This is a genomic window from Bradyrhizobium diazoefficiens USDA 110 (genome assembly GCF_000011365.1).
GTDB classification, from domain to species: Bacteria; Pseudomonadota; Alphaproteobacteria; order Rhizobiales; family Xanthobacteraceae; genus Bradyrhizobium; species Bradyrhizobium diazoefficiens.
Genome location: NC_004463.1, coordinates 6,211,427 through 6,228,651, shown reverse-complemented (window position 1 = coordinate 6,228,651; position 17,225 = coordinate 6,211,427). Strand labels below are relative to the sequence as shown.

General features: G+C 65.5%; 21 protein-coding genes. 15 read left to right on the top strand and 6 right to left on the bottom strand.

Annotation, left to right across the window (positions count from 1 at the left end; genetic code table 11):
- Nucleotides 1-41 precede the first annotated feature (41 nt).
- Together pcaD and BJA_RS28680 are read right to left on the bottom strand one after the other, a co-directional pair.
- The gene (gene pcaD / locus BJA_RS28685; protein WP_011088414.1) at nt 42-824 is read right to left on the bottom strand and encodes a 3-oxoadipate enol-lactonase; all 783 of its coding nucleotides are present in this window, start codon (nt 822-824) and stop codon (nt 42-44) included.
- A gap of 72 nt (nt 825-896) precedes the next feature.
- The gene (locus BJA_RS28680) at nt 897-2,252 is read right to left on the bottom strand and encodes a 3-carboxy-cis,cis-muconate cycloisomerase (protein WP_011088413.1); all 1,356 of its coding nucleotides are present in this window, start codon (nt 2,250-2,252) and stop codon (nt 897-899) included.
- 172 nt (nt 2,253-2,424) lie between these two features.
- Here BJA_RS28680 and BJA_RS28675 point away from each other — a divergent pair, with 172 nt between their 5' ends.
- The 8 genes from BJA_RS28675 to BJA_RS28640 all read left to right on the top strand — a co-directional run bounded on the left by BJA_RS28675 (nt 2,425) and on the right by BJA_RS28640 (nt 9,293).
- Nucleotides 2,425-2,871, top strand: coding sequence for an SRPBCC family protein (locus tag BJA_RS28675; protein ID WP_011088412.1), 447 nt, complete (start codon nt 2,425-2,427; stop codon nt 2,869-2,871).
- Between the two features lie 135 nt (nt 2,872-3,006).
- The gene (locus BJA_RS28670) at nt 3,007-3,492 is read left to right on the top strand and encodes a (2Fe-2S)-binding protein (RefSeq protein ID WP_027560187.1); all 486 of its coding nucleotides are present in this window, start codon (nt 3,007-3,009) and stop codon (nt 3,490-3,492) included.
- A 36-nt stretch (nt 3,493-3,528) separates the two neighbouring features.
- The gene (locus BJA_RS28665; protein WP_011088410.1) at nt 3,529-4,335 is read left to right on the top strand and encodes an FAD binding domain-containing protein; all 807 of its coding nucleotides are present in this window, start codon (nt 3,529-3,531) and stop codon (nt 4,333-4,335) included.
- Between the two features lie 62 nt (nt 4,336-4,397).
- Nucleotides 4,398-5,306 carry an AAA family ATPase gene (locus BJA_RS28660; RefSeq protein ID WP_011088409.1) on the top strand — a complete coding sequence of 303 codons (909 nt, stop codon included), beginning with the start codon at nt 4,398-4,400 and terminating at the stop codon, nt 5,304-5,306.
- 144 nt (nt 5,307-5,450) lie between these two features.
- Entirely contained in the window at nt 5,451-6,653 is a 1,203-nt protein-coding gene (locus BJA_RS28655; protein ID WP_038967595.1) for a vWA domain-containing protein, read from the top strand.
- A gap of 11 nt (nt 6,654-6,664) precedes the next feature.
- Nucleotides 6,665-6,988, top strand: coding sequence for an XdhC family protein (locus tag BJA_RS28650; protein WP_011088407.1), 324 nt, complete (start codon nt 6,665-6,667; stop codon nt 6,986-6,988).
- Nucleotides 6,989-6,990: 2 nt separating this feature from the next.
- The gene (locus BJA_RS28645) at nt 6,991-7,692 is read left to right on the top strand and encodes an XdhC family protein (protein WP_011088406.1); all 702 of its coding nucleotides are present in this window, start codon (nt 6,991-6,993) and stop codon (nt 7,690-7,692) included.
- A complete protein-coding gene (locus BJA_RS28640; protein ID WP_011088405.1) occupies nt 7,689-9,293 on the top strand; it encodes an NTP transferase domain-containing protein in 1,605 nt (534 codons plus the stop codon). Before BJA_RS28645 ends, BJA_RS28640 begins: the two co-directional genes overlap by 4 nt.
- A 140-nt stretch (nt 9,294-9,433) precedes the next feature.
- Here BJA_RS28640 and BJA_RS28635 read toward each other — a convergent pair whose 3' ends face one another.
- The gene (locus BJA_RS28635) at nt 9,434-9,925 is read right to left on the bottom strand and encodes an avidin/streptavidin family protein (RefSeq protein ID WP_011088404.1); all 492 of its coding nucleotides are present in this window, start codon (nt 9,923-9,925) and stop codon (nt 9,434-9,436) included.
- 186 nt (nt 9,926-10,111) lie between these two features.
- Between BJA_RS28635 and BJA_RS28630 the strand changes: the two genes are divergently transcribed.
- The 3 genes from BJA_RS28630 (at nt 10,112) to adhP (ending at nt 12,202) form a co-directional block, all read left to right on the top strand.
- Nucleotides 10,112-10,501 carry a DUF4189 domain-containing protein gene (locus tag BJA_RS28630; RefSeq protein ID WP_011088403.1) on the top strand — a complete coding sequence of 130 codons (390 nt, stop codon included), beginning with the start codon at nt 10,112-10,114 and terminating at the stop codon, nt 10,499-10,501.
- Nucleotides 10,502-10,622: 121 nt separating this feature from the next.
- Complete coding sequence (locus BJA_RS28625) at nt 10,623-11,033, top strand: DUF2000 family protein (protein ID WP_038967594.1); 411 nt, start codon at nt 10,623-10,625, stop codon at nt 11,031-11,033.
- Nucleotides 11,034-11,176: 143 nt separating this feature from the next.
- Nucleotides 11,177-12,202 carry an alcohol dehydrogenase AdhP gene (gene adhP / locus BJA_RS28620; RefSeq protein WP_011088401.1) on the top strand — a complete coding sequence of 342 codons (1,026 nt, stop codon included), beginning with the start codon at nt 11,177-11,179 and terminating at the stop codon, nt 12,200-12,202.
- Between the two features lie 119 nt (nt 12,203-12,321).
- Here the strand turns inward: adhP and BJA_RS28615 are convergent, their stop codons facing one another.
- From BJA_RS28615 to BJA_RS28605, 3 genes are read right to left on the bottom strand one after another with little or no spacing between them, the layout of a single operon-like run.
- On the bottom strand, nt 12,322-12,735 hold the full coding sequence (locus tag BJA_RS28615) for a GFA family protein (RefSeq protein WP_011088400.1): 414 nt from the start codon (nt 12,733-12,735) through the stop codon (nt 12,322-12,324).
- A gap of 12 nt (nt 12,736-12,747) precedes the next feature.
- Nucleotides 12,748-13,206 (bottom strand): SRPBCC family protein, encoded by a 459-nt coding sequence (locus tag BJA_RS28610; RefSeq protein ID WP_011088399.1) that lies wholly within the window; start codon nt 13,204-13,206, stop codon nt 12,748-12,750.
- A complete protein-coding gene (locus tag BJA_RS28605; RefSeq protein ID WP_011088398.1) occupies nt 13,203-13,538 on the bottom strand; it encodes an ArsR/SmtB family transcription factor in 336 nt (111 codons plus the stop codon). Before BJA_RS28605 ends, BJA_RS28610 begins: the two co-directional genes overlap by 4 nt.
- 110 nt (nt 13,539-13,648) lie before the next feature.
- Between BJA_RS28605 and BJA_RS28600 the strand changes: the two genes are divergently transcribed.
- Genes BJA_RS28600 through BJA_RS28585 form a run of 4 tightly spaced genes read left to right on the top strand, consistent with a single transcriptional unit; the run spans nt 13,649 to nt 17,203 of the window.
- A complete protein-coding gene (locus BJA_RS28600; protein ID WP_011088397.1) occupies nt 13,649-14,329 on the top strand; it encodes a TetR/AcrR family transcriptional regulator in 681 nt (226 codons plus the stop codon).
- A complete protein-coding gene (locus tag BJA_RS28595; RefSeq protein WP_011088396.1) occupies nt 14,326-15,114 on the top strand; it encodes an HlyD family secretion protein in 789 nt (262 codons plus the stop codon). Before BJA_RS28600 ends, BJA_RS28595 begins: the two co-directional genes overlap by 4 nt.
- The gene (locus BJA_RS28590) at nt 15,111-16,043 is read left to right on the top strand and encodes an ABC transporter ATP-binding protein (protein WP_011088395.1); all 933 of its coding nucleotides are present in this window, start codon (nt 15,111-15,113) and stop codon (nt 16,041-16,043) included. Before BJA_RS28595 ends, BJA_RS28590 begins: the two co-directional genes overlap by 4 nt.
- Complete coding sequence (locus BJA_RS28585; protein WP_011088394.1) at nt 16,040-17,203, top strand: ABC transporter permease; 1,164 nt, start codon at nt 16,040-16,042, stop codon at nt 17,201-17,203. Before BJA_RS28590 ends, BJA_RS28585 begins: the two co-directional genes overlap by 4 nt.
- Nucleotides 17,204-17,225 lie beyond the last annotated feature (22 nt).

Sequence of the window (17,225 nt, the reverse complement as noted above, 5' to 3'; positions counted from 1 at the left end):
GGACGATGCTTTGCATCGCTCCGGAATGACGACAGGCGCAATCAGCGTTGCGTCAGGAACCCCACCACCGCATCGGTGAACGCGTGCGGCTGCTCGACATTGGAAATATGGGCGGCGTCGATGATGGTCATGTTGGCGCCGGGAATTTTCGAGCGGATCAGCTCGCCCGCCGAGATCGGCGTCGCCATGTCGTGGCGGCCGGCGATCACCAATGTCGGGCTCTTGATCTTTGGCAGCAGCTCGCGCTGGTCGAGCGTCGACAGCGCCTCGCAGCAGGCGAGATAGCCCTCCACGGGTGAGGCGAGCAGCATCGCTTTCATCCGCGCGGTGATGTCAGGCTCGCGCTCGCGGAAATCCTGGGTGAGCCAGCCCGCGATCACGGCATCGGCCACCGCCGCGATGCCGCCCTTCTTCACGGCATCGATGCGTTCCAGCCATTTGGTCGGCTCGGCATAGTAGCAGGAGGTGTTGGCGAGGATGAGCTTGCCGAAGCGCTCCGGCGCATTCGCGCCCAGCCATTGTCCGACCATGCCGCCCATCGACAGGCCGCACCAATGCACCTTCTCGATGTTGAGATCGTTGAGGATCGCCAGCACGTCGCGGCCGAAGCGCTCCATCGTGTAAGGGCCGGGGGGAACGTTCGACTTGCCGTGGCCGCGGCGGTCATAGCGGATGACGCGGAACACCTGTGTCAGCGCCTTCATCTGCGGCTCCCACATCTGAAGCGTGCAGCCGAGCGAATTGGACAGCATCAAGGTCGGCCCGCCGTCGCGGCCTTCGACGGAGACGTTGATCAGGCAACCGTCGGCATCGATCATGGGCATGCGGCGTCTCCGTTCTGGAGCATGATCCGGAAAAGTGTGGAACGGTTTTCCGAAGGGATCATGCTCAAACAATCAATCTCGCTCGAGGCTGTCGAGCAGCCGGTCGATCATGGCTTGGGAAGCCCCTTGATAGGCCATCGGCTCGAACAATGCCGCAATTTTTTCCGGCGAAAGATGCGCTGTGACCTGCGAATCGGCCGCGAGAACCTCGCGCAGATGCTTCTTCTCGGCGACCGCGCGCTTGCTCGCGGCCTCGATGAGATGATGCGCATCGCTCTTGCCGATCCTCTCGGCCAGCGCAAAGGTGACCGCCTCGGCCATGATCAGCCCGTGCGTCGCATCGAGATTGCTGCGCATGCGCGCGGCATCGACGTCCAGGCCCTCGGCGATGTCGACGATGGCGGCGAGCGCGCCCGAAGTGACCAGCATCAGTTGAGGCAGCGTCGGCCATTCCGCATGCCAGGGGCCGGCGCTGCGCTCGTGGTCCTGTACCTGCGCGGCAAAAATCGTCGCGGCGAGCTGCGGGGCCATGGTGGCACATCCCAGCGCGCTTGCGGCTGCGACAGGGTTGCGCTTGTGCGGCATGGTCGAGGAGCCGCCGCGGCCTTCGCCGGCCGGCTCGAACGCCTCGGCGACATCGGTCTGCATCATCAGCGAGACGTCGCGCGCGATCTTGCCGCAGCTTCCGGCGAGAATCGCAAGGGCCGATGCGGCTTCCGCGATGCGGTCGCGATGGGTGTGCCAGGGTGCTTCCGGCAGCGGCAGGTTGAGCTCTTGCGCCAGTCGCTCCGCGACGACGAGCCCCTTGTCGCCGAGGGCCGCGAGCGTGCCGGCCGCGCCGCCGAATTGCAGCGCGAGGCCGTCGCGGGAGAGCCGCCTGAGGCGGCAGCGGGCGCGGGCAAGACTTGCGGCATATTCGGCGGCCTTGAGTCCGAACGGCATCGGCAGCGCGTGCTGGAGCCAGGTCCGCGCCACCATTGCGGTGTTGCGATGATTGCGCGCCAGTGCGGCAAAACCCTTGATGGCGCGGCTGAGGTCGGCATCCAGCGCGTCGATGGCGGCGCGCAGCGTGAGCATGGTCGCGGTGTCGATGACGTCCTGGCTGGTCGCGCCCCAATGCACGTAGCGTGCGGCCTCCGCATCGGCCTTCGCGACGTTGGCGGTCAGCGCCTTGACCAGGGGAATCGCGAGATTGCCGGACCGTGTCGCGGCCTCGGCCAGCGCGGCGATGTCAAAGGTAGCCGCCTTGCAGGCGGTTTCGATCGGGCCCACGGCGGCCGCGGGAATCACGCCGGTGGCGGCTTCGGCGCGCGCCAAGGCTGCCTCAAAATCGAGCATGTTCTGGAGCGTTGACCGGTCGTCGCAGGCGGCGCGCATGGCGGCGCTCGACAGCATCGGCGCAAGCAGGGGGGAGAGGGCTGTGCTCATGTTGCGCGGGACCTAACCATCATGGCCCGCCTGTGCCAATCCAAAACCGACCGCGCAAGATTTTTTGCAGTTGCGAATATGCATTGCACGTGGCCGGAGGCCGCCCTTTCCTTTGCGGCCTACGTGCGTTACTTGAACAGCATTATAATTGCACGATCCCGGGAGGCACCCCATGGCCATGACGATGAACGGCGAAGTCCAGCTTGCGGCGCCGCGCGAGGCTGTGTGGGCCAAGCTCAACGATCCCGAGGTGCTGAAGGCCTGCATCCCCGGCTGCGAGGAGCTGGAGAAGACCGACGACGGCGGCTTTCGCGCCACAGCGAAAATGAAGGTCGGCCCGGTGTCGGCGCGCTTCAAGGGCAAGGTGACGCTCTCCGATCTCGATCCGCCGAACGGCTACAAGATCTCCGGCGAAGGCGAGGGCGGGGTGGCGGGCTTTGCCAAGGGCGGCGCCGTGGTCAAGCTGGCGGAGAAGGACGGCGGCACGCTGCTCTCCTACGACGTCGAGGCGCAGATCGGCGGCAAGTTGGCGCAGCTCGGACAACGCCTCATCAACGGCGCCGCCAAGAAGCTGGCCGACGAGTTTTTCGCGAACTTCGCCAAGGCGGTACAGGGCTGAAGGCTATCGCCTTTCGGCATGGCGCCTTGCGTCCGGGGTGATGTTGCCCCGGGGCATAATGGCCCATATGATGGGTTGGAATAATTATAAGAACCGCTTCGACGGGACCCGTCGGGGCGCTGATAGAGAGTGCTTATGGCGAAAATCTCCCTCATCGTGAACGGCAATCCTGTGACGGCCAACGTCGATCCCCGCACGCTTCTGGTGCAGTTCCTGCGCGAGAATCTGCGGCTGACCGGCACACATGTCGGCTGCGACACCTCGCAGTGCGGCGCCTGCGTCGTGCATCTCGACGGCAAGGCCGTGAAGTCCTGCACCACGCTTGCCGTGATGGCTGACGGCCACGAGGTCAAGACGATCGAGGGGCTGGCTGCCGACGGCGCGCCGCTGCATCCGATGCAGGAAGCCTTCCGCGAGCACCATGGCCTGCAGTGCGGCTTCTGCACGCCCGGCATGATCATGACCGCGATCGACATCGTCCATCGCAAGGGGCACGAGGTCGACGACCACACCATCCGCGAGGAGCTGGAAGGCAATCTCTGCCGCTGCACCGGTTACCAGAACATCGTCGCCTCGATCTCCGCCGGCGCCAAGGCGATGGCGAAATCCGACCTCGCCTAAATCGACACGCGCGCATCCCGCGATCAGGACATTCAGATGTACGAATTCAAATATCATCGCCCCGGGACCGTTCGGCAGGCCGCCAACCTCCTGGTGAAGAACGAAGACGCCAAGGTGATCGCCGGCGGCCACACGCTGATTCCGGTCATGAAGCAGCGCCTCGCGAGCCCCCCGCATCTGGTCGACCTCTCCCACATCGAGGGGCTCAACGCGATCGAGATGAAGGGCCGCTCGGTGGTGATCGGCGCCACCGCCAAGCACGCTGAGGTCGCGACCTCCGCCGTCGTCGGCGAAGCGATCCCGGCGCTCGCGAGCCTTGCCGGCGGAATCGGCGATCCCGCCGTGCGCCACAAGGGCACGATCGGCGGCTCGCTCGCCAACAACGATCCGACCGCGGACTATCCGGCCGCGGTGCTTGCGCTCGGGGCGACCATCGTCACCAACAAGCGCCGCCTCAAGGCCGAGGAGTATTTCCAGGGCCTGTTCACGACGGCGCTCGAGGCCGACGAGATCATCACCAAGGTGATGTTCCCGCTGCCGAAGAAGGCCGCCTACATCAAGTTCCGCAACCAGGCCTCGCGTTACGCACTGGTCGGCGTGTTCGTGGCGCGGCGGCCGTCGGACGTGCGCGTTGCCGTCACCGGCGCCGGCTCCGAGGGCGTGTTCCGCGTCACCGCGTTCGAGGAAGCCCTGAAGAAGCGCTTCTCGGCGAAAGCCCTTGATGGCATCGAGGTGCCGGCCGAGGGTCTCAACAGCGACATCCACGGCAGTGCCGAATACCGCGCGCACCTCATCGGGGTGCTGACGCGGCGGGCCGTCGACGCCGCCAATGCCAAGGAATGATGGGCCTCACCAACTGGCCCAACGACTTGCCCCGGTGAGGGCGTAACCAAGACTGGCCTTTCATGACTTCAGCCGCCCTGCCGGCATCGGTTGATGCGATGCTCGAACTCCTGACGTCGCGCGGCTATCTCGCCGAGCGGTCGCTGGCGACGGTGACGTATCTGTCGCTGCGCATGGGCCGGCCGCTGTTTCTCGAAGGCGAGGCCGGCGTCGGCAAGACCGAGATCGCAAAAGTGCTGTCGGCGGCGCTGGGGCGGAAGCTGATCCGCCTGCAGTGCTACGAAGGCCTCGACGTCTCCTCGGCCGTGTACGAGTGGAATAGCGCCGCGCAGATGATCGCGATCCGGATGGCGGAAGCCGCCGGCGACACCGATCGCGATCAACTGTCGAGCGACATCTTCGCCGACCGCTACATGATCAAGCGACCGCTGCTCCAGGCGCTGGAGCCTGACGTCGCCGGTCCGCCGGTGCTCCTGATCGACGAACTCGACCGCGCCGACGAGGCGTTCGAAGCCTATCTCCTGGAAATCCTCAGTGACTTCCAGGTGACCATCCCCGAATTCGGCACCGTGAAGGCGCCGTATCCGCCGATCGTCATCATCACCTCCAACCGCACCCGCGAGATCCACGACGCGCTGAAGCGGCGCTGCCTCTATCACTGGGTGGATTATCCCGCCGCCGAGCGCGAGCTCGCGATCGTCAAGACGCGCGTGCCCGGCATCTCGACAAAGCTGTCGCAGCAGGTGGTGCGCTTTGTCCAGGCGTTGCGCAACCAGGACTTCTACAAGTCGCCGGGCGTCGCCGAGACCATCGACTGGGCCACCGCGCTGTCCGAGCTCGACGCCCGCTCGCTGACCCCGCAGGTGGTCGGCGACACGCTGGGCGCGCTGCTCAAGTATCAGGACGACATCACCCGGATGCAGGGCGACACCCTGCAGAAGGTGCTGAAGGAAGCGACGAGCGAGGATTGATCTTGCGTCAAATTGCGCCCGTCATTCCGGGGCGCGCGTAGCGCGAACCCGGAATCCATCGGGCCGCAGAGTTCGTGGATGAATGGATTCCGGGCTCGCGCCAAAGAGGCGCGCCCCGGAATGACGAGGGGATGGATACGACCCATGGCCATCAACCACCTAGCGCCCGAGCAGACCGAGCAGTTCGCCGACAACATCGTCGGCTTCGCCCGCGCGTTGCGCTCTGCGGGCATGCCGGTCGGGCCGGGCGCGGTGATCGATGCCATGAGCGCGCTCCAGGTGATCGACATCGGCAACCGCGCCGATGTCTTTGCCACGCTGGAGGCGATCTTCGTCAAGCGCCACGAGCATGCGCTGATCTTCAAGCAGGCCTTCAACCTGTTCTTCCGCGCCTCGGAGGAGTGGAAGCACATGCTGGATTCGGTGCCGCTGCCGGAGCAGGCCAAGAAGAAGCCGCAGGCCGGTGCGCGCCGCGTGCAGGAAGCGATGTCGCAGCCGCGCATGACGGAGACGCCGCAGCGCCAGGAGCAGGATCTGCGCCTGTCGGTCTCCGACAAGGAAATCCTTCAGAAGAAGGATTTTGCCCAGATGAGCGCGGCGGAGATCAGCGAGGCCCTGCGCGCCGTCGAGCGGATGCGGCTGCCGCAGGCCGAGCTCTTGACGCGCCGGCACCGGCCCGATTCCCGTGGCCTGCGCCTCGATCTGCGCCGCACGCTGCGTGCGTCATTGCGCACCGGCGGCGACATCATCGACATTCATCGCCTGGGGCGGATCGAGAAACCGGCGCCGATCGTGGCGCTGCTCGACATCTCGGGTTCGATGAACGAGTACACGCGCCTGTTCCTGCATTTCCTCCATGCCATCGGCGATGCGCGCAAGCGCGTCTCGGTGTTCCTGTTCGGCACCCGCCTCACCAACGTCACCCGCGCGCTGCGCCAGCGCGATCCCGACGAGGCGCTGGCGAGCTGCTCGGCCTCGGTCGAGGATTGGGCCGGCGGCACGCGGATCTCGGCCTCGCTGCACAACTTCAACAAATTGTGGGCGCGCCGCGTCCTGAGCCAGGGCGCCATCGTGCTCCTGATCTCCGACGGGCTGGAGCGGGAGGCCGATTCCAGGCTCGCCTTCGAGATGGACCGGCTGCACCGCTCCTGCCGGCGGCTGATCTGGCTCAACCCGCTGCTGCGCTTCGGCGGCTTCGAGGCCAAGGCGCAGGGCATCAAAATGATGCTGCCGCACGTTGACGAATTCCGCCCGGTACATAATTTGAGTTCGATCCAGGAGCTGATCACGACGCTCTCCCGGCCGCTGCCGCCGCATCACCGCAGCCTGATCCGCTCCGCAGCTTGAGAGGTTACCCCATGCTCGATCGCGACGAGGACATTCTGAGGGCGGCGGAGGACTGGCAGAAGGCCGGCCGTGGCGTCGCGCTCGCCACAGTCGTCGAGACCTGGGGCTCGGCGCCGCGCCCGGCGGGCTCGAGCCTCGTCATCAACGACGAGGGCACGTTCTTAGGCTCGGTCTCCGGCGGCTGCGTCGAGGGCGCCGTGGTCACCGAGGCCATGGACGTGATCGAGAGCGGCAAGCCCAAGATGCTGGAGTTCGGCGTCGCCGACGAGACCGCCTGGAATGTCGGGCTGTCCTGCGGCGGCACCATCCGTGTCTTCGTCGAGAAGGTCGGCTAGCCGTGAAGCTCGCGATTTTGCACGAACTCAATGCCGAGCGCGCCGCGCGCCGCCCGGCGATCTTGGTGACGGACACCGAGAGCGGCGAGCAGCGCCTGGTCAAGGCGCAGGATTTCGCGAAAGACCCGCTGCGCGTCGAGCTCGAAAGACAGCTTCGCATGGGCAAGAGCGCCAATGTCGAGGTCGGCGGCAAGAAGCTGTTCCTCAACGTCTACGCGCCGACCGCAAAGCTCGTCATCGTCGGCGCGGTCCATATCAGTCAGGCGCTGGCGCCGTTGGCGCGCTCGCTCGGCTACGACGTCACTGTGGTCGATCCGCGCACGGCCTTTGCAAGCGCAGAGCGCTTCCCCGACATTCCGCTGGTGGCCGAATGGCCCGACACCGCGCTGCCGCCGCTCAACGTCGATGCCTACACGGCTTTCGTCGCGGTCACGCACGATCCCAAGATCGACGATCCTGCGCTGCTGCACGCTTTCGAGCGCGGCTGCTTCTATATCGGCGCGCTGGGCTCGCGGAAGACCCATGCCAAGCGCGGCGACCGGCTGCGGGCGCAGGGCGCCAAGGACAGCGACATCGCGCGCATCCACGCGCCCATTGGCCTTGCGATCGGCGCCGTCTCGCCGTCGGAGATCGCGGTGTCGATCATGGCCGAGATCACGGCGGTGCTTCGGCTGCCACCCAAAGAAAAAGAAGAAGCGGCATGAAATTCGGCCCGGCGAGCCCCAAGGATGCGATCGGCGGGGTGACCGTCCACACCCTGCGCCAGGGACCGCTGGTGCTGAAGAAGGGCACGACGATCGGGCCCGCCGAGGTCGAGGCGCTGGAGCGCGCCGGCATCAAGGACGTCGTCGTGGTGCGGATGGAGGAGGGCGACGTCTCCGAGGACGTCGCGGCCGCCAGCATCGCGCTTGCGGTCGGCGGCGAGGGCATCCATGTCGAGCGCGCCTTCACCGGCCGCGCCAATCTGTTCGCGGCGCGCCCGGGCGTGCTGGTGATCGACCGCGCCGCGGTGGATCGCATCAACAATATCGACGAGGCCATCACCTTTGCGACGCTCACCGCCTACAAGCCGGTGGTCGAGGGGGAGATGGTCGGCACGGTCAAGATCATCCCGTTCGGCGTCGAGGGCGCTTTGCGCGACGCCGCGGTGAAGGCGGCCGGCCGGGACGTCCTGAAGATCGCGCCCTACGCGATCAAGCGCGTCGGTGTGGTTTCGACGCTGCTGCCGGGCCTGTCCTCCAAGGTGATCGACAAGACGCTGCGCGTCACCGCCGAGCGGCTGGCGCCTTCCGGCGCCGGCATCATCGCGGAGCGACGGGTCCAGCACGACGAACACGCGCTGTCGGCCGCGATCAAGGAATTGCTAGCGCTCGGCGCGGAGCTCGTCATCGTGTTCGGGGCGTCCGCGATCGCGGATCGCCGCGACGTGATCCCGGCGGCCGTCACCGGGATCGGCGGCGAGATCGAGCATTTCGGCATGCCGGTCGATCCCGGCAATCTGCTGCTGATCGCCCGCGCCGAGGGCGTGCCGGTGCTGGGCGCGCCGGGCTGCGCGCGCTCGCCGGTCGAGAACGGGTTTGACTGGGTGCTGATGCGTCTGCTCGCCGGCATCAAGGTGACCCGCGCCGAGCTGATGGGCATGGGCGTCGGCGGGCTCCTGATGGAGATCGTCACGCGTCCGCAGCCGCGCGCGAGGCCCGAGATCGAGGGCAACAGCCAGGTCGCCGCCATCGTGCTCGCGGCAGGGCGCTCGACCCGCATGGGTGGGCCGAACAAGCTGCTCGCCGAGCTCGACGGCAAGAAGCTGGTGCGGATCGCGACCGAGCAGGCGCTGGCCTCCAAGGCATCCGAGGTGATCGTCGTCACCGGCCATCAGACCGAACTGGTCGAGCAGGCGCTGCAAGGCTTGAAGGTGAAATTCGCCCGCAATCCGGATTTCGCCGGCGGCATCGCAAGCTCGGTCAAGGCCGGCATCGCGGCCGTGCCCGAAGCTTGCGACGGCGCCGTGGTTTGCCTCGGCGACATGCCGCTGATCGATGCCGGCCTGATCGACCGTCTCATCGACAGCTTCGCACCGGACCGCGGCAATCTCATCGTCGTGCCCGTCAGCGAGGGCCGCCGCGGCAACCCCGTGCTGTGGTCGCGCCGCTTCTTCCGGGAGCTGATGACGCTCGATGGCGACGTCGGCGCGCGCCACCTGATCGCCAAGCACACCGAGGCGGTTGCGGAAGTGCCCGTCGACGGCGAGGGCGCGTTCCTCGACATCGACACGCCCCAGGCGCTGGAAGCGGCAAGACGGGGATAGTGTGTAGGGTGGGTTAGCCTTGCGGCTGCGCGCAAGCGCAGTCCGCTGGGCGTACCCCACCAACTTCGTCCCGCATGCGTTGAAGCGTGGTGGGTTACGCTGCGCTAACCCACGCTACGAAGCGGATTCGCTTCGCTCGCCTACTTCTTGGTGTTCGACAGCTTCTCGCTGCCGGCCTTCAGATCGACGCCGCTCTTGGTCAGGAGGGCCTTGTCGCCGCTGCTGAACGTGAACGTGTCGGCGCCCGCGCTGATGCCGTTCCACGCCACGGCTTCGGCGAGGGACAGATACCACAATCCCTGGAATCCCGTCGCATTGTTCAATTGCCCCGTCCAGACGGTGGTCGATCCGCAGCCGAGGAAGTTCACCGAGAAACTGATCGCTGTGCCGGTGTTGCCGTAGGCCAGCCAACCCGTCACACCTTGCGGCTTGCCCTCGTCGCAACTGTTTGCGGCGTTGTTGGTGTAGGTGCCCGTGATCGCGCCGGTGTTCGAGTTGAAGCTGGTGATGGCCAGGGTCGAGCCATACTGGTTGGTCCAGGTCCAGTTCACCGACTGCGCATATGCGGGCAGGGGTCCGATCAGGGACGTCGACGCAATCATCGCCAAGAGCATTCCGTTGAAGTGACGCATGGTTGTTTCCTCCGGCTCTCTGCTTGGAGCGTCAACTACTTTAAATGATGCGCTTTCCAAATACAACTAAAAGATGTATGAGGTCGCTCATGCGTCCGTCAGGGTTTTCAACCACTCCTTCACCATCTGGAAACGGTCCCGCGCTTAGAGTTCACTCCACCTGCCTTGGGGGGAGGGGTTTTTTCCATGGCTTCGAATGTCGTCGCGCGCCGTTGCGCGATGTTTTTCTTTGCGTTGTCTGTTTGTGTCGCGGGCGCTCGCCACATCACGGATGCACGCGCCGCCGGCGCGTTTGCGGTCGGCAAGTGCGGTGCCTATGGCCAGGCTTTCGATTACGGCGCCGAGCACGAGGCCCGCGCCGCGGCGCAGAAGCAGTGCAAGGGCGACTGCACGACGGTGACGATGAAGCGCGCCTGCGCGGCGATGTCCGTCGATCTGTCCAATCCTTGCGGTGCCTATGGCTATGCCGTCAAGCCGAAGATCTCCGCCTCGCTCAACGCCGCCACGCGCGAATGCTACAAATACGGCGGCAAGGAATGCGTGATCCGCGCCTGGGCCTGCGACGCGAAGGGTTGAATTCTCCTCCGTCATTCCGGGGCGTCGCGCAGCGACGAACCCGGAATCTCGTGCGATAATCTCCAGATTCCGGGTCTGCGCCTGACGGCGCATCCCGGAATGACGATTTGTGGAGACATGTATGCAGTTCGATACCAAGATCGCGGTGGTGATCCGCAGCGATCTCCAGGCCTGGCAGAAGCTCAACGTCGCGGCTTTCCTCACCAGCGGCATCGCCGCCGCCTTTCCGGAATGCATCGGTGAACCCTATGAGGACGCCTCGGGCACGACATATCACGCGCTGATCGGCCAGCCGATCCTGATCTACGGCGCCGAGGGTCCGGCACTGTCGCGCGCGCTCGACCGTGCGCTCACCCGAAACGTGGTGCCGGCCGTCTATACCGAGGACATGTTCAAGACCACGCACGATGCCGCCAATCGCGAAGCGGTAAAGGCGGTGGCACGCGCGGACCTCAATCTCGTCGGGATCGCAATGCGCGCCGAGCGCAAGGTGATCGACAAGATCGTCGACGGGCTGAAGTTCCATAGCTGACGCGATCCGCACGTTGCGCCGCGTCGTCATCGTGATGTCACGATCGCGCGAGCCTTGCGTAAACTTTGTGCGGTTTGACTCCAATCAAGGGGGCGCCGCCCGGTGCCGCTAGTTTGCCTCCGTCATTCAAACGGAGCAGACAGATGCCGACCATGAAAGCCGCAATCGTCAGACAATTCGGCAAGCCGCTCGTGATCGAGGACGTGCCGGTGCCGCAGCCCGGACCCGGCGAGGTTCTGGTCAAGGTCAAGGCGTGCGGCGTCTGCCATACCGATTTGCACGCAGCCTCCGGCGACTGGCCGGTGAAGCCGGTTCCGCCTTTCATCCCGGGCCATGAGGTTGCCGGCATCGTCGCCGCGCTCGGATCCGGCGTGAAGAATCTGAAGGTGGGCGATGCCGTCGGCGTCGCCTGGCTGCACGATGCCTGCATGTCCTGTGAATATTGCGAGACCGGCTGGGAGACGCTGTGCGAGCACCAGCACAACACTGGCTACAGTGTGAACGGCGGCTTCGCCGAATATGTCATCGCCTCGGCTGCCTTCGCCGCCAAACTGCCGGCGACGATCGATTTTGCGGGCATCGCGCCGATCCTGTGCGCGGGCGTCACCACCTACAAGGGCTTGAAGGAGACGGAGGCAAAGCCCGGCGAGTGGGTCGTGATCTCGGGCGTCGGCGGGCTCGGCCATGTCGCGATCCAGTATGCCAAGGCGATGGGCCTCAAGGTCGCGGCCGTCGATATCGCCGACGACAAGCTCGAGCTCGCGCGCGAGACCGGCGCCGACCTCGCCGTCAACGCGCTCGCGGCCGATGCCGTGGACAAGGTGTTGGCGGTAACCGGGGGAGGGGCGCACGGCGTGCTGGTGACGGCGGTCTCGACCGCCGCGTTCGCCCAGGCGCTGAAGATGGTGCGCCGGAAGGGCACCGTCAGCCTCGTCGGTCTGCCGCCGGGCGAATTCCCGACGCCGATCTTCGACGTCGTGCTCAAGCGCATCACCGTGCGCGGCTCCATCGTCGGCACCCGCCGCGATCTCGACGAAGCCATCGCATTCGCCGCCGACGGCAAGGTCAAGGCCGAGGTGACAAAGGTGCCGCTCGCTGAGATCAACGACGTCTTCGACCGGATGAAGGCCGGCAAGATCGAAGGCCGCATGGTGCTGGACTTTGGCTAGCGCGTTGTGAAACGAGCCGTTGCCGCGAAGGAGGTGCGCTCCCTCCCCCGCAAGCGGGAGAGGTGCACCGAGTTTGCGGCGATGCTTTTCGTATCAAAGGGACGTCGCTCTCTCGCTGCCTACCCCGGCGGCATGCCTTCGAACTTCGGCAAGTCCGGATCGAGACGATCCCATTGATGGCCGCGCGCGGCGTAAGTCACCACCTGCGGCTTGTAGCGGGCGGGCTCGTCGAGGCTTGCGGCGCGGATGGTGAAGATGTCGGGCATTGCCGCAAAGGTCAGGTAAACCGGCAAGCCGCACCGGGCGCAGAAGCCGCGCGTCTTCACGTTGCCGCTGTCGCCGACCATGTCCCAGTGCTTCGCCTCGCCGGTTACGGTGACGCCGGCGCGCGCGAAGGTCGCGTAGGAGCCGTGGCCGCTGCCGCTTTCCCGCTGGCAGTCCCGGCACTGGCAGTGATTGCTGAACAGGGGCTCCCCCAGAATCGAATAGCGGATCGCGCCGCAGGCGCAGCCGCCTGTATAGGGCTTGTCCATCGCGATAACTCCTTACTCGCCACTGATCTCGTCAAGCTGGCGGACGACCTTCTTCCAGCCGCCACTCATCACCGTGTAGGCCGACTCGTTTCTGGGCAGGACGAAGCCGGCATGAACCAGGCGGATCCGCGTGCCGGCTTCGACCGGGGTGAGGGACCACGTCACGACCGTGTCGAGCGGCGCGCCGTAGCCGGTGTTGCGCTCATCGCCGCCCTTCCAGGCGTAGACAAGGCGCCGGTTCGGCACGACCTCCAGAACCCGGCAATGGATGACGCCGTCCCAGTTGCCGCCCGGAGTGGTCTGGAACGTGAAGGCCTTGCCTTCGACGGCTTCAAAACCGGTCGGCGGCATCAGCCAGCGCGCGATCAGCTGGGCGCTGGTCAACGCCTTCCAGATCGTCTCCGCAACGTGAGGGAACACCTCGTCGATGACGATGTCTTTGGTCTCGGCTTTCAACTCGGCAGCACTCACGGATCGATCTCCTTCAAGAGGTCACGCAGGTTCTGGAAGCGCTCGCGCCAGAAGACGCCGTAATGATCCATCCAGGTCACCAGCGGCTCGAGTCCTTGCGGCGCGGCGCGGTAGTAGACGTTGCGGCCCTCCGCGCGCTCGGCCACGAGGCCGGCCTGCTTCAGCGACTTCAGGTGTTGCGAGATCGCGCCTTGCGTCACGCCACTGCCGCGCGTCAGCTCGGCGACGCTGATCTCCTTGCTCTCGAAGACGCGTTCGAACACGGCGCGGCGGGTCGGATCGGCGAGGGCGCGCATCACGGTGGTGACAGGGTTTGGGGCGGCTTCGATCATGGCGATAAATTAGTGAGAGCTAATTCATTAGTCAATGCTAATTTAATTCGGCCGCGCTCTGTCTGGCATCAACAATTGACTATGACTGACTAGTCAGTCATAAATTGACCATGACGAAGAAGCCCACCAAAGCCGCCGCGGCATCTGCAGCCCAGGCTGGGAGCCAAATGCTCGAAGCCGCGCCCGCCTCGAACCGTGCCACCCGCGCGGCGGAGCGGCGTGCGGCGATCGTGGAGGCGGCGATGGAGGAGTTCATTGCGCGCGGCTTTGCCGCGACGCGGCTCGACGACATCGCCAGACGTGCCGGCGTCGCCAAGGGCACGATCTACCTGCACTTCAAGGACAAGGAATCGATGTTCGAGGAGCTGGTGCGCGTCGTGATCGTGCCTGTGGTGGCGCGGCTGACGACGTTGCCGCCGCCGGTGGGCTCGGTGCGCGACCTCATCGAAGCCTTCGCCGGCAACTTCCTCAAGGAGGTGATCGGCACCAGGCGCGGTGATCTCGTGCGCCTGATCGTGGCGGAGGGGCCGCGCTTTCCCTCCGTCGCCGACTTCTACTACCGCGAGGTGGTCTCGCGCGGCGTTGCCGCCATGCGCGCGCTGATCGAGCTTGGCATCGCCCGCGGCGAGATCCGCGAGAAGGACCTTGCGCGCTATCCGCAGATCCTGATCGCACCTGCGATGATCGCGGTGATCTGGCAAAGCCTGTTTGAGCGCCACGCGCCGCTCGACGCGCGGGACATGCTGCGCGTCCATCTCGATTTGATTTTTGGCGAACGGAGGACGACATGAGGTCGTCGCAAGTAATTTTCAGATTTGCATTGGCCGTCCTGCTCGCAACCGCGCTGGCGGCTTGCAAGGAGAAGCGCGATCCCGGCTTCCAGGGCTGGGTCGAGGCCGACATGATCTTCGTCAGCCCGGACGAAGCCGGCCGCGTGACGAAGCTGAACATCCGCGAGGGTGACGAGGTCAAGGTCGGCGACGCCCTCTATTCCGTCGACGACGATCTCCAGCTTGCCGATCTCAACCAGAACAAGGCGACGCTGGCCAACGCGCAGCAGACCTATGACCGTGCGGCCTCGCTGAACAAGACCGGTTCGGGCACGCAGGCCAATCTCGATTCCGCCGTCTCCGCCCTCCGCGTGGCGGAAGCGCGGGTGGCGACGTCGGAGACGCGGATGGCGCGGCGCAGGGGCTTTGCGCCGGTCGCCGGCACCATCCAGCAGATCTATTTCCGCGAGGGCGAGATGGTGGCGGCGCAGCGGCCGGTGCTCTCGATCATGCCGCCCGGCAACATGAAGCTGCGCTTCTTCGTGCCGGAGACCGAGCTGCCCAAGCTTGCGATCGGCGACACGGTCCGGATCGGCTGCGACAATTGCGCGGCCGACCTGACCGCAAAGATCTATTTCATCGCGACCTCGGCGGAATACACCCCGCCGGTGATCTACAGCCTCGATGAGCGCAACAAGCTCGTCTACCTGATCCAGGCGCGGCCCTCGCGCCCCGATGCCTTGCGGGTCGGGCAGCCGATCGACGTCTATCTCAATCCAAAAACTCCGGTGGCGGACAAGCGATGAACGGCGGCAACGGCATCGCAATCGACGTCAAGGGCCTGACGAAGTCGTTCGGCGGCCGCGAGGTCGTGCACGATCTGTCGATGCAGGTGAAGCGCGGCTCGATCTACGGCTTCCTCGGTCCCAACGGCTCGGGCAAGACCACCACCATCCGCATCCTCTGCGGCCTGCTCACGCCCGACAGCGGCGAGGGGACGTGCCTCGGCTACGACATCCGGCGCGATGCCGAAAAGATCAAGCGCCAGGTCGGCTACATGACCCAGCGCTTCAGCCTGTACCAGGACCTCTCGGTGCGCGAGAACCTCGAATTCGTGGCACGGCTCTATGGCCTTGCCGATCCACGCGACGCGGCGCGCGACATGATCAAGCGGATCGGGCTTTCGGGGCGCGAGGAGCAGCTCGCTGGCGAGCTCTCCGGCGGCTGGAAGCAGCGGCTGGCGTTAGGTGCCTGCACGCTGCCCAATCCGCAATTGCTGCTGCTGGACGAGCCGACCGCCGGCGTCGACCCCAAGGCGCGGCGCGATTTCTGGAACGAGATCCACGCGCTCGCCGCCGACGGCCTCACCGTGCTGGTCTCGACCCACTACATGGACGAAGCCGAGCGCTGCCACGAGATCGCCTATATCGCCTACGGCCATCTGCTCGCGCACGGCACGGTGGAGGAGGTGATCGCGAAATCCGCGCTGACGACCTACACCGTGACGGGTGAGGATTTGAACGGGCTCACCGCCGAGCTTACCGGCAAGCCCGGAATCGACATGGTGGCACCGTTCGGCACCTCGTTGCACGTCTCGGGGCGCGACGTCGCCGCGCTCGAAGCCAGCATCGCGCCGTGGCGCGAGAAGAGCGGCCTGCACTGGCAGAGCTCGCATCCTTCGCTCGAAGACGTGTTCATCGAACTGATGAGCCGCTCCAAGGACAATTTCCAATGAGCACCGTCGATCATCCGGCTCCCGCACGCGAAATCCGCGAGCGCTTCGGCTTCCTGCGACGCTCCTATGCGATGCTGATCAAGGAGTTCATCCAGCTGAGGCGCGATCGCGTCTCGTTCGCGATGATCGTGATGCTGCCGGTGATGCAGCTCATGCTGTTCGGCTATGCCATCAACACCACGCCGCACCATCTGCCGAGCGCCGTGCTGCTCCAGGAGGACTCCGATCTCACCCGCTCGATCCTGAAGGCGCTGGAGAACACCGCCTATTTCCGTTTCATCTACGAGGTGCACGACGTCGACGATTTCGACAATCTGCTGAAATCCGGCAAGGTCCTGTTCGGCGTCGAGATCCCGCGCGGATTCGAACGGGCGGTGCGGCGCGGCGACAAGCCGGCGCTGCTGGTCGCGGCCGACGCCACCGATCCGGTCGCGGCGAGCTCGGCGATCGGCTCGCTCGGCATGGTCGTGCAGACCGCGCTCAAGCACGATCTCTATATCGGCAATCCCCCGGAGATGCCGTTCGAGATCCGGGCGCATGCGCGCTACAATCCGGCCGCAGCGTCGAGCCTCAACATCGTGCCGGGTCTCGTCGGCACCATCCTCACCATGACCATGCTGATCTTCACCGCGCTCTCGGTCACGCGCGAGGTCGAGCGCGGCACCATGGAGAGTCTGCTGTCGATGCCGATCAAGCCGGTCGAGGTGATGTTCGGCAAGATCATCCCTTACGTACTGGTCGGCTTCGTCCAGGCCTTCCTGATCATCAGCATCGGCGTCGGCCTGTTCGGCGTGCCCGTGCTTGGCAATCTGTTCCTGCTCGCGCTGCTCTCGACGCTGTTCATCACCACCAACCTGTCGATCGGCTACACGATCTCGACCGTCGTGCAGAACCAGCTCCAGGCCATGCAGATGTCGATGATGTTCTTCCTGCCGAGCATTCTGCTGTCCGGCTTCATGTTCCCGTTCGCCGGCATGCCGGCCTGGGCGCAATATGTCGGCGAGGCCTTGCCGCTGACCCATTATTTGCGCATCGTCCGCGCCATCATGCTGAAGGGGGCGAGCATGCAGAATCTGCAGTTCGACGCGCTGGCGCTGGCGGCCCTGATGCTGATCGCCATGACCATCGCCGTGACGCGCTTCCGCCGTACGCTAGATTGAGGCAAACTAGTCCTTGAGAGTC